Source organism: Kutzneria sp. NPDC052558 (assembly GCF_044547355.1).
In the GTDB taxonomy this organism is placed as follows: Bacteria; Actinomycetota; Actinomycetes; order Mycobacteriales; family Pseudonocardiaceae; genus Kutzneria.
Genome location: NZ_JBIUAG010000027.1, coordinates 92,926 through 106,142 on the forward strand (window position 1 = coordinate 92,926; position 13,217 = coordinate 106,142).

Genomic DNA, 13,217 nt, shown 5'->3' on the forward strand with positions numbered 1-13,217 from the left:
CCGGTTCGCGCGTTTCGCGAACAGAGATCACCCAGAGCGAGTGCCCCCGGTCAGATTCGAACTGACACTGGACGGGTTTTGAATCCGTTGCCTCTGCCGTTGGGCTACGGGGGCTCGTGCAGGGGGTCACTCTACGCGACGGGGGTGAGGGGGGTGGAGGGGGCCCCGGGGTGTAGGGCTGATCACGCCGTGGGCGGGGGTGGTGGGCAGGCGCACTGAGTAAACTGCGGTTTCGGTCCACTCGTCAGGGTGGATTCCTCGATCGCACAGGAGGACCGCGGTGACCCAGCCGGCTGCCGAGGCCCAGACGCAGGCAACTGCCCCGCAGCGTCGGGTGCTCGTCGCGGAGGACGAGGCGTTGATCCGGCTCGATCTGGTGGAGATGCTCCGCGAGGAGGGCTACCAGGTGGTCGGGGAGGCGGGTGACGGCGAGGAGGCGGTGCGCCTCGCCGGGGAGCTGCGACCCGATCTGGTGATTCTGGACGTGAAGATGCCGAAGATGGACGGCATCGAGGCGGCGTCGGTGATCGCCAAGGAGCGGATCGCGCCGGTGGTGATTCTGACGGCGTTCAGCCAGCGGGATCTGGTGGAGCGGGCGCGGGACGCGGGCGCGATGGCGTACCTGGTGAAGCCGTTCGCGAAGCGGGATCTGGTGCCGGCGGTGGAGTTGGCGATGAGCCGGTTCTCGGAGCTGCAGGCGCTGGAGAACGAGGTGGCGAGCCTGACGGACCGGCTGGAGACGCGCAAGGTGATCGAGCGGGCGAAGGGCCTGCTGATGAGCGCGCAGAACATGACGGAGCCGGAGGCGTTCCGCTGGATCCAGCGCACGGCGATGGACCGCCGCACGACGATGAAGGCGGTGGCGGAGGCCGTGGTCGACGGCATCAAGTGACGGTGACGTCCTTGAGCGTGGAGGCAGCGGCCAGCGAGCTGTCGACGGGGTATTCCCGCACGTCGACGGTGTGCTTGCCGGGGCGCAGCGCCCCGGCGGAGAACACGACGGTGTAGCGGCCGCCGAGGCCGGGCCCGCCGGCGTCGGTGGGCTGCCCGACCATCTGCTGCCCGTCGACCCACACCTCGAATCCGGCGATGCCGGTGACTTCGCTGTTGTAGCGGCCGTCGAGGGTCACGTCGAGCACGAAGCGGCCGCTGTCCTGGCTGGAGTCGACCTGCACGAGTGGCGGCTGGCTGACCGGCGGCGCGGCGGCCAGGGCGGGGCTGGAGAACGGCGGGGGAGCGCCGGTGGAGTGGATCTCCAGGTAGCTCTCGACGATGGTGGCCTGCCCCCGGTCCGATCGCAGCACGTACGGGCTGAGCTGGTCGGGCCCTGACGGCCCGAGCAGGACGGCGGGCAGGTCGGCGTAGACGGTGGTGACGGACCCGGACGGCACGGGCCCGGGGTCGGCCTGGACGACGGGGTAGCGGGCGTCGCCGAGTTGCACGGACAGCCCGCCGGGGTCGAGGTCGGCGGAGTCGGCCCGCACGGTGGCGACGTAGCGGGCGGACGCGGCGCCGATGAGGGGTTTGCGGGAGATGCCGATGCCGGGGGCGAGGTCGGTGGGCCCGAGGACGCGGATGGTGGCGGGCACGAGGGACACCTCGCCGACGGACTGGGCGGGCGACGGCGGCCCGGAGAAGCCGGCGGCGTCGACGAACACCCGGGACTTGAGCCCGGCCGGCCCCTGCAACCCGTACAGCACGTAGGCGGATCGCCAGGACGGCACGACGCCGCCGAAGCCGATCTCCTGCCCGTCCTGGAGCACGGTGATGCCGTCGCTGCGCAGCACGACCTCGAACCGGTGCGGCACGCCGATGCCGCGGGCCACCGTGACGGCGGGGTGGGCGCCGGGAACCCGAGGCACGTCGTCGGCGGCGAGCACCTGGGCGCCCTGATCGTCCACGACGATCTGCACGGCGCCGGGCGGCAGCGTCGGCCCGACCCGGTCGACGGGGCCGGGACTGAGATCAACAGTTAGCCGACCTCCGGGGCCGGCCGCGTCGGTCACGACGGCTATTCGGCCCAATTCCCCATTCGACCCGAGTTCGATGCGCGATCGGGCGCGCAGCACTGCCTCATCGGCTCCGCATTCGAGGCCGATCACGAGCCCGCCGGCCCCGCCAGCAGCGTCGACGCAGCCCTGGTAGCCGGCCAGGTGCCAGCGCCTGGTCAGCGTGGCGACGTCGGAGAAGTCGTCGAACAGCCCGGTCAACGGCGTTTTCCACGCGTTGTCGGGAGCAGCCGCCGGGGTCCCGGTGGCCTCCGCCGGGTTGGACCGCTTGCCGTAAGCGTCCACGGCCCGCACTTCGATCGAGTAGGACACGCCTGCCCGAAGTCCGCCGAGCCGGACTTCGGGCTGTATGGTCAGCATTGTGTGGTCCAGTTCGCCCCCGTGGCGCCAGGTCACCTCGTACCCCGATGCTCCGGCATCGGCCCAGTCGGCGCGCAGTGCGCCGACTTCCGAAGTCACCCGCAGGTCGGCCGGGGTTGCCGGCGTGTCGATTGGCTGCGGCACCAGAACGTTACGGTTGGTGAATCGGTCCACCCGTCTGATCTCCGAATTCGGGGCAGGTGGTGTGTTTTGGGTCTGTTGAAGCGCGCGTAGCGTGACACCCGCGCTGACCAGCAGAAGGACCGCTCCCAGGGCAACCAGCAGCCGTTTCGTCGGGGGCATTCGGGCATGGTAGGCGGGTACATAGGGGCGAAGACAGGCCCGTTGCCGACTTGAAATCGGTATTTCCGTTCGATGTTGTTTGGTAAACAGTTGTGGCGTTGTGCGTCGGTATGGCAACGCAGGGTTCTCGCAACGTTGCGGTCTGGTCACGGAAAGGTCCACCGCGATGACTGTGGAGCGCTTCATCGCCTAACTTCCGCGCAACCCCCAAATCAGGCAGGGTCACACGGTCGGTGTCTATCGCACGGCCGGGCAGCTCGGAGAAGGGACGTCACGTGCTTAACCGGACGGTGAAGGCCGCAGTGGTGGTCGTGGCCGGCGCACTCGCGCTGGCAGGCTGCGGCACGAACAAGACCGAGAGCGGCGGCTCCGCCAGCTGCGATGTCAGCAAGGGCACGCTCGTCATCGGCACGATCTCGCCGCTGAGCGGCAACCTGTCGGCGGTCGGCCTGGGCATCGAGCACTCGGCCGACCTGGCCGTGGCGCAGGCCAACGAGAAGTGCGCGGTCAAGGGCTACAAGCTGGCCCTCGACGGTGAGGACGACCAGGCGACGCCGCAGGTCGGCGCCCAGGCCGCCACCAAGATGTCCTCGGACTCCAACGTGGTCGGCGTGGTCGGCACGCTGAACTCCTCGGTGGCCCAGGTGGTGCAGCCGATCCTGTCGAACAAGAAGATCCCGATGGTCTCGCCGGCCAACACCAACCCGTCGCTGACCCAGGGCACCGACCCGGCGAACGAGAAGCGTCCGTTCGACAACTACTTCCGGGTCTGCACCACCGACAGCTTCCAGGGCCCCTACGCCGCCGACTACCTGGTCAAGACGGCCGGCAAGAAGAAGCTGGCGATCATCGACGACGGCAAGACCTACGGCCAGGGCCTGGCCAAGGCGGTCACCGACCGCGCGACCAAGGACGGCGCGACGATCGTCGACCACGAGCAGGTCGGCGAGAACGACACCGACTTCTCCGGCGTGCTGACCAAGGTCAAGGCGACCAGCCCCGACGCCATCTTCTATGGCGGCGAGTACCCGGCCGCGGGCCCGCTGTCCAAGCAGGCCGCCGGCCTGGGCCTGAACGTCCCGGTGATGGGCGGCGACGGCATCTACGACCCGAAGTTCATCGCGCTGGGCGGCAAGGAGGGTGACCTGGCCACCTCCGTCGGCGCGCCGGCCGACCAGCTGCAGAGCGCGGCCACCTTCATCAAGGACTACGCGGCCAAGAGCTACAAGGAGCCCTACGCCTCCTACGGCGCCTTCGCCTACGACGCGGCCAACGTGATCATCTCCAGCCTGGCCAAGACCCTGGGCGACAGCGGCACCTGGAGCGACAGCCAGCGGGACGCGCTGATCAAGAACATCCAGTCGTACTCCGGCAGCGGCGCCACCGGCCCGATCTCCTTCGACCAGTACGGCGACAGCACGAACAAGGTGCTGACCGTGTACCAGGTGTCCTCGGGCGCCTGGAAGGCCGTCAAGTCCGGCGCGGCGGAGAGCTGATCACCAGCTACTGACACTAGGCACAAAGCGGCGGGGGTGGGCGCCTCACAAGGGCCTCGCCCCCGCCGTCTATGGAGGTAGCAGTGGCAGTTCTGTTGCAACAGATAACCAACGGCCTGATCTTCGGCGGTCTGATCGCCATGGTGGCGTTGGGCTACACGATGGTCTACGGCATCATCCAACTGATCAACTTCGCGCACGGCGAGATCTTCATGACCGGCGCGTTCGGCGGCCTGGCCACCTACACCTTCATCCTGCCCGCGGACGCCCAGAAGATCTGGTACGTCGCGCTGCCGGCGATGGTGGTCGGCGGCATCATCACCTCGCTGGTGATCGCGCTGCTGATGGAGCGCTTCGCCTACCGGCCGCTGCGCAACGCGCCCCGGCTGGCGCCGCTGATCACGGCGCTCGGCGTGTCGGTGTTCCTCCAGGAGGTCGTCCGCCTCTGGTATCCGGGCGCGACCTCGGCGGTGCCGTTCCCCAGCCTGATCGACTCGGCGCCGATCCACATCGGCTCGATCACCCTCAAGCCCAGCGGCCTGCTGATGCTGGTCGTGTCGCTGGTGCTGGCGACGATCCTGCAGACCTACGTCAACCGGTCCCGGATGGGCCGCGCGATGCGGGCCACCGCGCAGGACCCGGACACCGCCCGGCTGATGGGCATCAACCCGGACCGGGTGATCGTGCTGACCTTCGCCATCGGCGCGGTGCTGGCCGGCGTCGGCGGCGTGCTCTACGGCAACTACATCAACGCCGTCGACAACTACATCGGCTTCCAGAACGGCGTCTTCGCCTTCACCGCGGCCGTGCTCGGCGGCATCGGCAGCATCCGCGGCGCGGTGATCGGCGCGTTCATCATCGGCCTGGTCAAGAACCTGGCCGACATCTGGCTGCCCGGCGGCACCGCCTACGACTACGTGTGGATCTTCGTCCTGCTGATCGTGGTGCTGGTGTTCCGGCCGCAGGGTCTGTTCGGCGAGGCGGAAAGGGTGCGCGCATGAGAACCGCGATCGCTCGTCCCCTGACCACGCTGGGCGGTGTGCTGCTGATCGTCGGCGCGCTGCTGCCGTGGGCGACCTTCGTGCTCAACGACGGCCCCTACCCGGACAAGGCCACCCTGGAGTTCTTCGACGCCCCGTTCGGGCTCACGTCCTTCCGGCTGTACCTGGAGATCCTCGGCCTGGCCGTGCTGGTGTTCACCTACGTGCCGCTGCGCGACCGGGCCCGCGTGCTCAAGGCGGTCGGCTGGGGCTCGCTGGGCATCGCCGTGGTCAACACGCTGTTCATCGCCGGCGACGGCGGCGGCTTCGGCGCGGTCACGATGGCCGACGGCGCGCCCGCCTTCGGCGGCATCGTCGGCGTGCTCGGCGGTCTCGCGGTGGTGTACGGCGCCAACCAGTTGCCGCGCACCACGTTGACCGTGGTCAAGCCGAAGCTGCCCTGGTGGGCGGAGTGGCTGATCCTGATCGTCGCGTTCGCGGCGCTGGTGCTGCTGATCACCGAGACGCTCACGGCCGGCGGCCACAGCGGCGTGTCCGACCCGTACATCGGCCCGCTGTTCCTGTCCTACCTGTCCGCGGCCGGCGGCCTGATGGGCGTGCTGTGGGCGTTCGGCATCACCAAGTGGATCTCGGACATGTCCGAGCGGCACCGGCTGTTCAGCATCGCCGTGCTGGTGGTGTGCGCGCTCGCGGTGCCGTTCACCTCGGTCGGCAACGACTACTGGATGACGATCACCGCCAACATCGGCGTGTACGCCGCGACGGCGATCGGCCTGAACATCGTGGTCGGCCTGGCCGGCCTGCTCGACCTCGGCTACGTCGCGTTCATGGGCATCGGCGCCTTCGTGGCGGCCAACCTGTCCGGCGCGATCGCCTCCGAGTTCGGCATCCGGCTGCCGTTCATCCTGGCCCTGATCGCCTCCGGCGTGGTGGCCGGCATCTTCGGCGCGGTGGTCGGCTCGCCGACGCTGCGGGTGCGCGGCGACTACCTGGCCATCGTGACGCTGGCGTTCGGTGAGATCTTCGTCCGCACCGCGCAGAACAACATCGGCGGCCTGACCGGCGGCTCCAACGCCATCCCGAACATCCCGCAGCTGAGCCTGTTCGGGACCGAGTTCAGCGACTCGCTGACCATCGGCAGCCTCCAGCTGCCGGCCGGCATCCTCTACTACCTGCTCACGGTGCTGCTGGTGGCGGCGGTGATGCTGGTCTTCGCCAACCTGAAGAACAGCCGCATCGGCCGGGCCTGGATCGCGATCCGGGAGGACGAGGACGTCGCGCGGGCGATGGGCGTGAAGACCGGCAAGCTGAAGATCCTGGCCTTCATGACCGGCGCGACGCTGGCCGGCGTGGCCGGCGCGGTGTTCGCGCACAAGCTGGCCACCGCCTCGTACGACAGCTTCCAGTTCAACCAGTCGGTGACCCTGCTGGCCTCGGTCATCCTCGGCGGCATGGGCACGATCCCCGGCGCGGTGCTCGGCGCCTCGCTGCTGTTCGTGCTGCCCGAGGAGCTGCGGCAGTTCCAGGACTACCGCCTGATGTTCTTCGGCCTGGCGCTGGTGTTCATCATGCGGTTCCGGCCGCAGGGCCTGGTCGCCGACCGGCACCGCAGGGCGGAGTTGGCCGGCGAGGACGAGACCGGCGAGTCACTGGACGACACGGCCATCAAGACGCCGGTCGCCGTCGGAGCCAAGGAGGCCGGAGCATGACCACCCCGGTGTTGCAGGCACGGGATGTGTCCATGGTCTTCGGCGGCCTGTCGGCGCTGAAGAACGTGTCCCTCACGCTGGACGAGGGCAAGATCGTCGGCCTTATCGGTCCCAACGGGGCCGGCAAGACGACCTTCTTCAACTGCCTGACCGGTCTCTACACGCCGACGACCGGCCAGGTGCTGCTCAAGGGGCAGGTGCTGCCGGGCGACCCGGCGGCGGTCACCGAGGCCGGCGTGGCCCGGACGTTCCAGAACATCCGGCTGTTCCCCAGCATGACCGTGCTGGAGAACGTGCTGCTGGGCCGGCACGTGCGGATGCAGCAGGGGCCGCTGGCGTCCCTGTTCCACGGGCCGTCGTTCCGGCGCGGCGAGGCGGCCGCCCGCGAGCGGTCGCGGGAGCTGCTGGACTTCGTCGGGCTGGCCCGGGTCGAGGACGAGCTGTCCCGCAACCTGCCCTACGGCGACCAGCGGCGGCTGGAGATCGCCCGCGCGCTGGCCACCGACCCGGCGGTGCTGCTGCTGGACGAGCCGACCGCCGGCATGAACCCGCAGGAGACCGAGGCGGCACGGCAGCTGATCTTCCGGATCCGCGACCTCGGCATCTCGGTGGTGGTCATCGAGCACGACACCAAGTTCATCTTCACCTTGTGCGACAGCGTGTCCGTGCTGGTGCAGGGCGAGCTGCTGGTCGAGGGCACGCCCGACGTGGTGCGCGGCGACCCGCGGGTGGTGGAGGCGTACCTGGGCAAGCCGCCCGAGGAAGTCGAGGCCGAACTGCAGGCCGTGCAGGAGGGAGAAACGCCGTGAGCGAGCTTGCGAGCGAACCATTCAGCACTGCGCGGGCGGTCGCGCGGCCGACGAAGGAGGCGGCGTGACCGAGACGTCCGCGGCGCCGGGGGCGGCCGCCGCCACCCACACCCGCCCGCTGCTGGAGGTGCGCGGCCTGTCCGTGGCCTACGGGGCGATCGAGGCCATCCGGGAGATCAGCTTCTCGGTGCCGGCGGGGCAGATCGTCAGCCTCATCGGCGCCAACGGCGCCGGCAAGACCACCACGCTGCGCACCATCTCCGGGCTGCTGCGGCCCAAGCGGGGCGAGATCCTGTTCGAGGGACGGCCCATCCACACCCAGCCGGCGCACGCCATCCTGGGCATGGGCGTGGCCCACTGCCCGGAGGGGCGGCGGCTGTTCCCGCGGATGACCGTCGAGGAGAACCTGCTGCTCGGCGCGTACACCCGGTCCGACGACGGCGTGGCCGAGGACATGGAGCGGGTGTACGAGCTGTTCCCGGTGCTCGGCGAGCGGCGGCAGAACAAGGCCGGCCTGTTCTCCGGCGGCGAGCAGCAGATGCTGGCCATCGGGCGGGCGATGATGTCCCGGCCGCGGCTGCTGATGCTGGACGAGCCGTCGATGGGCCTGTCGCCGATCATGACCCAGCGCATCTTCGACACCATCCGCAACCTGCGCGACCTGGGCACCACGGTGCTGCTGGTGGAGCAGAACGCGCTGGCCGCGCTGGCCCAGTCCGACTACGCGTACGTGGTCGACCTGGGGCGGACCACGCTGGAGGGCACCGGCCACGAGCTGCTGGCCGACCAGCGCGTCCGCGACGCCTACCTCGGCGAAAGCTGAACCACCCGATCAGGCGCTCTTCCTCAAATTTGGAAGGGGGCTTTCCTTCACTCCGAGGAGAGGAAGGCCCCCTTCCGAGCGTCAGGGCAGGTCGGGGCGGGGGTGTGAAGGCGGACTTGGTGGCGTTGGGGTCACACCATCAGGTGGTCTTGGCGCCGGTGGACTCGCGGATGGCGCAGGTGAGGCGGGCGGTGCAGACCCGCTTGCCGGCCTCGTCGGAGATGACGATCTCGAAGCTCGACATCGTGCGGCCCACGTGCAGCGGAGTGGCCACGCCGGTGACGACCCCGGCGACCGCGCCCCGGTGGTGGGTGCAGTTGAGCTCCACGCCCATGGCGATGCGGCCCTGGTCGGCCGCGTGCATGGCGGCGGCGATGGAGCCCAGGGTCTCGGCCAGCACGGCGCTGGCCCCGCCGTGCAGCAGCCCGTACGGCTGGCGGTTGCCGGCCACCGGCATGGTGCCGACCAGCCGGTCGCGGTTCCAGTCCACGACCTCGATGCCCATCTTGGCCGGCAGCTGCTCGGGGAGCGCCGCCAGCTCCTCGGCCCGGGTCTGCGCGGTGTCGGTCACCGGCACCTCCAACTCGTATGTCAGACCCTCACCCTAGACTCGCCCCCGTGAACCAGCCGGCAGCCCACTCTGATCACCGTCTCCTGCTGCTCGACGGCCACTCGCTGGCCTACCGGGCGTTCTTCGCGCTGCCCGCGGAGAACTTCAGGACGACGACCGGGCAGACCACCAACGCGGTCTACGGCTTCACCTCGATGTTGATCAACTTGCTGCGCGACGAGAAGCCGACCCACCTGGCGGTCGCCTTCGACGTGTCGCGCAAGACCTTCCGCACCGAGGCCTACGCCGACTACAAGGCCAACCGCTCGGCCACCCCGGACGAGTTCCGCGGCCAGGTCAGCATCGTGCAGGACGTGCTGGCCGCGCTGGGCATCCGGGTGCTGACCAAGGACAACTTCGAGGCCGACGACATCATCGCCACGCTGACCACGCAGGCGGCCGGCCAGGGCTTCGAGGTGCTGATCTGCACCGGCGACCGCGACGCGTTGCAGCTGGTCACCGACCGGGTCACGGTGCTCTACCCGCGCAAGGGCGTCTCCGACCTGACCCGGTTCACCCCGGACGCGGTGCAGGAGAAGTACAACCTGACCCCGCAGCAGTACCCCGACTTCGCGGCGCTGCGCGGCGACCCCTCCGACAACCTGCCCGGCATCCCGGGCGTGGGGGAGAAGACCGCGGCCAAGTGGATCCGCGAGTTCGGCTCGCTGGGCGACCTGGTGGACCGGGTCGACGAGGTCAAGGGCAAGACCGGCGACGCGCTGCGGGCCAACCTGTCCAACGTGCTGCTCAACCGGCAGCTCACCGAGCTGGTCAAGGACGTGGAGATCGGCGTCGCCCCGGACGACCTCGCGGTCCAGCCCTGGGACCGCGACCAGGTGCACCGGCTGTTCGACGACCTGGAGTTCCGCGTCCTGCGGGATCGCCTGTTCGCCACGCTGAGCAGTGCCGAGCCGGAGGCCGACGAGGGCTTCGACGTCACCGGCGGCGCGATCCCGGCCGGCGAGGTCGCCCCGTGGCTGGAGCAGCACGCGCGCACCGGCGAGCGGGTCGGCCTGGCGTTTAAGGGCACGTGGGGCGGCGGCACCGGGGACGTCGAGGGCATCGCGCTGGCCACGGTCTCCGGCGAGGGCGGCTATCTCGACGTCAGCGCGTTGACCGAGGCCGACGAGCAGGCGCTGGCGGCCTGGCTGGCCGACGAGAAGGTGGCCAAGGCCGGGCACGACTTCAAAGGCCCCGAGCACGCGCTGCGGGCCCGCGGCTGGGACCCCAAGGGCTGGACCAGCGACACCGCGCTGGCGGCGTACCTGGTGCGGCCGGGCCAGCGCTCGTTCGAGTTGGACGACCTGGTGCTGCGCTACCTCAAGCGGGAGCTGCGGGCCGAGGACGGCGTCGACGACGGCCAGCTGTCGCTGCTGGCCGACGAGGCCGCCGACGCGGAGGCCGCGGCCAAGGCGCAGATCGTCAAGGCCAAGGCGGTCGCCGAGCTGGCCGACGCGCTGGACACGGCGCTGGCCGACATCGGCAGCCGCCGGCTGCTCGACGAGCTGGAGCTGCCGCTGCTGGGCGTGCTCGGCGAACTCGAGGAGGCCGGCATCTGCGTGGACGTCGAGCACCTCACCGAGCTGGAGGCGCACTTCGCCGCCCGGGTCAAGCAGGCCGCGCAGGACGCGTACTCGGTGATCGGCAAGGAGATCAACCTCGGCTCGCCCAAGCAGTTGCAGGTGGTCCTGTTCGAGGACCTCGACATGCCCAAGACCAAGCGCACCAAGACCGGCTACACCACCGACGCCGAGGCGCTGCAGACGCTGTACGAGACCACCGAGCACCCGTTCCTGGCCCACCTGCTGGAGCACCGGGACGCCACCCGGCTCAAGACCACCGTGGACGGCCTGCTCAAGTCGGTGGCCGACGACGGCCGCATCCACACCACGTTCAACCAGATGATCGCGGCCACCGGCCGGCTGTCCTCGACCGACCCCAACCTGCAGAACATCCCGGTGCGCACCGAGGAGGGTCGCCGGATCCGGCAGTCGTTCGTGGTCGGCTCCGGCTACGCCGAGCTGATGACCGCCGACTACAGCCAGATCGAGATGCGGATCATGGCCCACCTGTCGCAGGACGCCGGCCTGATCGAGGCCTTCAACACCGGCGAGGACCTGCACACCTACGTGGCCGCGCAGGCGTTCTCGCTGCCGATCGACGAGGTCACCGGCGAGCTGCGGCGGCGGGTCAAGGCCATGACCTACGGCCTGGCCTACGGCTTGTCGGCCTACGGCCTGGCCTCGCAGCTGCGGATCTCCACCGACGAGGCCCGCGAGCAGATGGACGCCTACTTCGCCCGTTTCGGCGGCGTCCGCGACTACCTTCAGGCCGTGGTGGCCAAGGCCCGGGCCGACGGCTACACCGAGACCATCTTCGGTCGCCGGCGCTACCTGCCCGACCTCAACAGCGACAACCGCCAACGCCGCGACGCGGCCGAGCGCATGGCCCTGAACGCCCCCATCCAGGGCAGTGCCGCCGACATCATCAAGGTGGCCATGCTCGGCGTGCACAAGGCGTTGCGGGAGGCCGGACTGCGCAGCCGGGTGCTGCTCCAGGTGCACGACGAACTCGTGCTGGAGCTGGCCGAGGGCGAGCACCAGCAGGTGGAGGCCCTGGTCCGGGAGAACATGGGCAACGCCTACCAGCTCGCCGTCCCCCTGGAGGTCTCCGTCGGCTACGGCCGCTCCTGGGACGAGGCCGCCCACTGACGTTGTCGGTGCTTGGAAGGGGGCTTTCCTCCACTCCGAGTGGAGGAAAGCCCCCTTCCAAGCACCTCAGGCGGTCTCGATGGCGGCGCGGACGGTGGCCAGGGTGGGGCGCAGGTCGGCGACCGGGATGGAGCCCAGGGCGAGCCGGAGGGCTTGGGGCACAACGGGAGTGGTCGCGAACTGAGCGGCCGTGGACACCGAGATGCGGTGCCGCTGAAGGGAAGCGGCGATGCGGTCGGCCCGGGCGGGCTCGGCCAGCGGCAGCCACAGGAAGTACGAGGACGGGTGGCCGGTGTGCGGCAGCCCGGCGAAGACGTCGCGGGCAATCGCTTGGCGCATATGGGCATCCGTGCGTTTGTGGCCCTCAAGCCGGTCGACGGTGCCGTCGTCGATCCAGCGGCGGATCAACGCCACGGTGAGGGCGGGCGTGTTCCAGGTGGTGGCGCGGATGACCCGTTCGATCGGGGCGATCTCGGCCGCCACGACAAAACCGACCCGCAGGCCGGTCGCCACGCTCTTGGACAGGCTGGAGACGTGGATGGTGATCTCCGGCGCGAGGACGGCCAGCGGCGGCGGGGCGTCCTCGACGAGATAGGCGTACGTGGCGTCCTCGATGATCACCAGCCCGTGCCGCCGGGCGGTGGCCGCCAAGCGTTTGCGGGCGGTCGACGACATCACCGTGCCGAGCGGATTGTGCAGCGTCGGCATCGTGTAGACGGCGCGAACCGGTCGCCGCCGGCAGAGGTCGTCGAGGTCGGTCGTGGCCACCAGCTCCAGGCCCAGGGTGTGGGCGAGGACCTTGAAACCCGGATAGGTGAGGGCATCCACCGCCACGACGTCGCCACGGCGTAGGAAGGACATGGCCGCCGAAGCGAGGCCGTGCTGCGCGCCGCTGACGATCAGCACCTGCGCCGCGTCCACGGTCAGGCCGCGCCGCCGCAGATGCCGGGCCACCGCGGTCCGGTCGTCGAGCCGCCCGCCATGGGGTTGGTAGTGCAGCAACGACTCCAGGTCGCCGGCCCCGGCCAGCTCCCGCAGGGCGTTGCGCAGCAGGTCGGCCTGCCCCGGCAGCGCCGGGTAGTTGAAGCGGAGGTCGACGGCGTCGGCCGCCACCAGACCCTCGTCGATCCCTTGCCCGGCAAGCAAAGCCGTGTCCCGCACGAATGTGCCTCGGCCCTGTTCCCCGGTCACCAGGCCCATCGCCTCCAGCTCGGCGTACACCCGAGTGGCCGTGACCAGCGCGATGCCCTCCCGCTGCGCCAGCTCCCGATGCGTCGGCAGCCGCGTCCCCACCGGCCACCGCCCCGCCCGCAGCTCCGCCGCCAGGCCGTCCACCACGCTTTTGTACCGAGGAGTCCGCACCCGGCCGATTGTATCCATGACAAT

General features: G+C 70.0%; 10 protein-coding genes and 1 tRNA gene. 7 read left to right on the forward strand and 4 right to left on the reverse strand.

Annotation, left to right across the window (positions count from 1 at the left end):
- Positions 1 to 41: 41 nt before the first annotated feature.
- Positions 42 to 114: transfer RNA gene (locus ACIG5F_RS36600), tRNA-Leu, on the reverse strand.
- Between the two features lie 166 nt (positions 115 to 280).
- On the opposite strand from ACIG5F_RS36600, the gene ACIG5F_RS36605 reads away from it, so the two are divergent.
- Positions 281 to 892, forward strand: coding sequence for an ANTAR domain-containing response regulator (locus ACIG5F_RS36605; RefSeq protein ID WP_396524576.1), 612 nt, complete (start codon positions 281 to 283; stop codon positions 890 to 892).
- Here ACIG5F_RS36605 and ACIG5F_RS36610 read toward each other — a convergent pair.
- Positions 885 to 2,858, reverse strand: a complete 1,974-nt coding sequence (locus ACIG5F_RS36610) for a fibronectin type III domain-containing protein (RefSeq protein ID WP_396524577.1) — start codon at positions 2,856 to 2,858, stop codon at positions 885 to 887. The two genes, ACIG5F_RS36605 and ACIG5F_RS36610, sit on opposite strands and share 8 nt — an antisense overlap.
- An 89-nt stretch (positions 2,859 to 2,947) precedes the next feature.
- Here ACIG5F_RS36610 and ACIG5F_RS36615 point away from each other — a divergent pair, with 89 nt between their 5' ends.
- The 5 genes from ACIG5F_RS36615 to ACIG5F_RS36635 all read left to right on the forward strand — a co-directional run bounded on the left by ACIG5F_RS36615 (position 2,948) and on the right by ACIG5F_RS36635 (position 8,510).
- Entirely contained in the window at positions 2,948 to 4,168 is a 1,221-nt protein-coding gene (locus ACIG5F_RS36615) for a branched-chain amino acid ABC transporter substrate-binding protein (RefSeq protein ID WP_396524578.1), read from the forward strand.
- A gap of 83 nt (positions 4,169 to 4,251) precedes the next feature.
- Positions 4,252 to 5,169: a branched-chain amino acid ABC transporter permease gene (locus ACIG5F_RS36620; protein ID WP_396524579.1), complete on the forward strand. Its 918-nt coding sequence runs from the start codon at positions 4,252 to 4,254 to the stop codon at positions 5,167 to 5,169.
- Complete coding sequence (locus ACIG5F_RS36625) at positions 5,166 to 6,878, forward strand: branched-chain amino acid ABC transporter permease (RefSeq protein WP_396524580.1); 1,713 nt, start codon at positions 5,166 to 5,168, stop codon at positions 6,876 to 6,878. Before ACIG5F_RS36620 ends, ACIG5F_RS36625 begins: the two co-directional genes overlap by 4 nt.
- Complete coding sequence (locus ACIG5F_RS36630; RefSeq protein ID WP_396524581.1) at positions 6,875 to 7,687, forward strand: ABC transporter ATP-binding protein; 813 nt, start codon at positions 6,875 to 6,877, stop codon at positions 7,685 to 7,687. The genes ACIG5F_RS36625 and ACIG5F_RS36630 overlap by 4 nt, the downstream gene beginning before the upstream one ends.
- A 118-nt stretch (positions 7,688 to 7,805) precedes the next feature.
- Entirely contained in the window at positions 7,806 to 8,510 is a 705-nt protein-coding gene (locus ACIG5F_RS36635) for an ABC transporter ATP-binding protein (RefSeq protein WP_396524626.1), read from the forward strand.
- A gap of 139 nt (positions 8,511 to 8,649) precedes the next feature.
- Here the strand turns inward: ACIG5F_RS36635 and ACIG5F_RS36640 are convergent, their stop codons facing one another.
- Entirely contained in the window at positions 8,650 to 9,081 is a 432-nt protein-coding gene (locus ACIG5F_RS36640; RefSeq protein WP_396524582.1) for a hotdog fold thioesterase, read from the reverse strand.
- Between the two features lie 47 nt (positions 9,082 to 9,128).
- Between ACIG5F_RS36640 and polA the strand changes: the two genes are divergently transcribed.
- Positions 9,129 to 11,831 carry a DNA polymerase I gene (gene polA / locus ACIG5F_RS36645; protein WP_396524583.1) on the forward strand — a complete coding sequence of 901 codons (2,703 nt, stop codon included), beginning with the start codon at positions 9,129 to 9,131 and terminating at the stop codon, positions 11,829 to 11,831.
- 66 nt (positions 11,832 to 11,897) lie between these two features.
- Here polA and ACIG5F_RS36650 read toward each other — a convergent pair whose 3' ends face one another.
- Positions 11,898 to 13,193, reverse strand: a complete 1,296-nt coding sequence (locus ACIG5F_RS36650; RefSeq protein WP_396524584.1) for a PLP-dependent aminotransferase family protein — start codon at positions 13,191 to 13,193, stop codon at positions 11,898 to 11,900.
- Between the last annotated feature and the right edge of the window lie 24 nt (positions 13,194 to 13,217).

What these genes read in the sequence shown, in the direction of transcription:
- ACIG5F_RS36625 (WP_396524580.1), top strand. Translation starts at nt 5,166, where the DNA reads ATGAGAACCGCGATCGCTCGTCCCCTGACCACGCTGGGCGGTGTGCTG.
- ACIG5F_RS36610 (WP_396524577.1), bottom strand. Translation starts at nt 2,858, where the DNA reads ATGAAGCGCTCCACAGTCATCGCGGTGGACCTTTCCGTGACCAGACCG.
- ACIG5F_RS36630 (WP_396524581.1), top strand. Translation starts at nt 6,875, where the DNA reads ATGACCACCCCGGTGTTGCAGGCACGGGATGTGTCCATGGTCTTCGGC.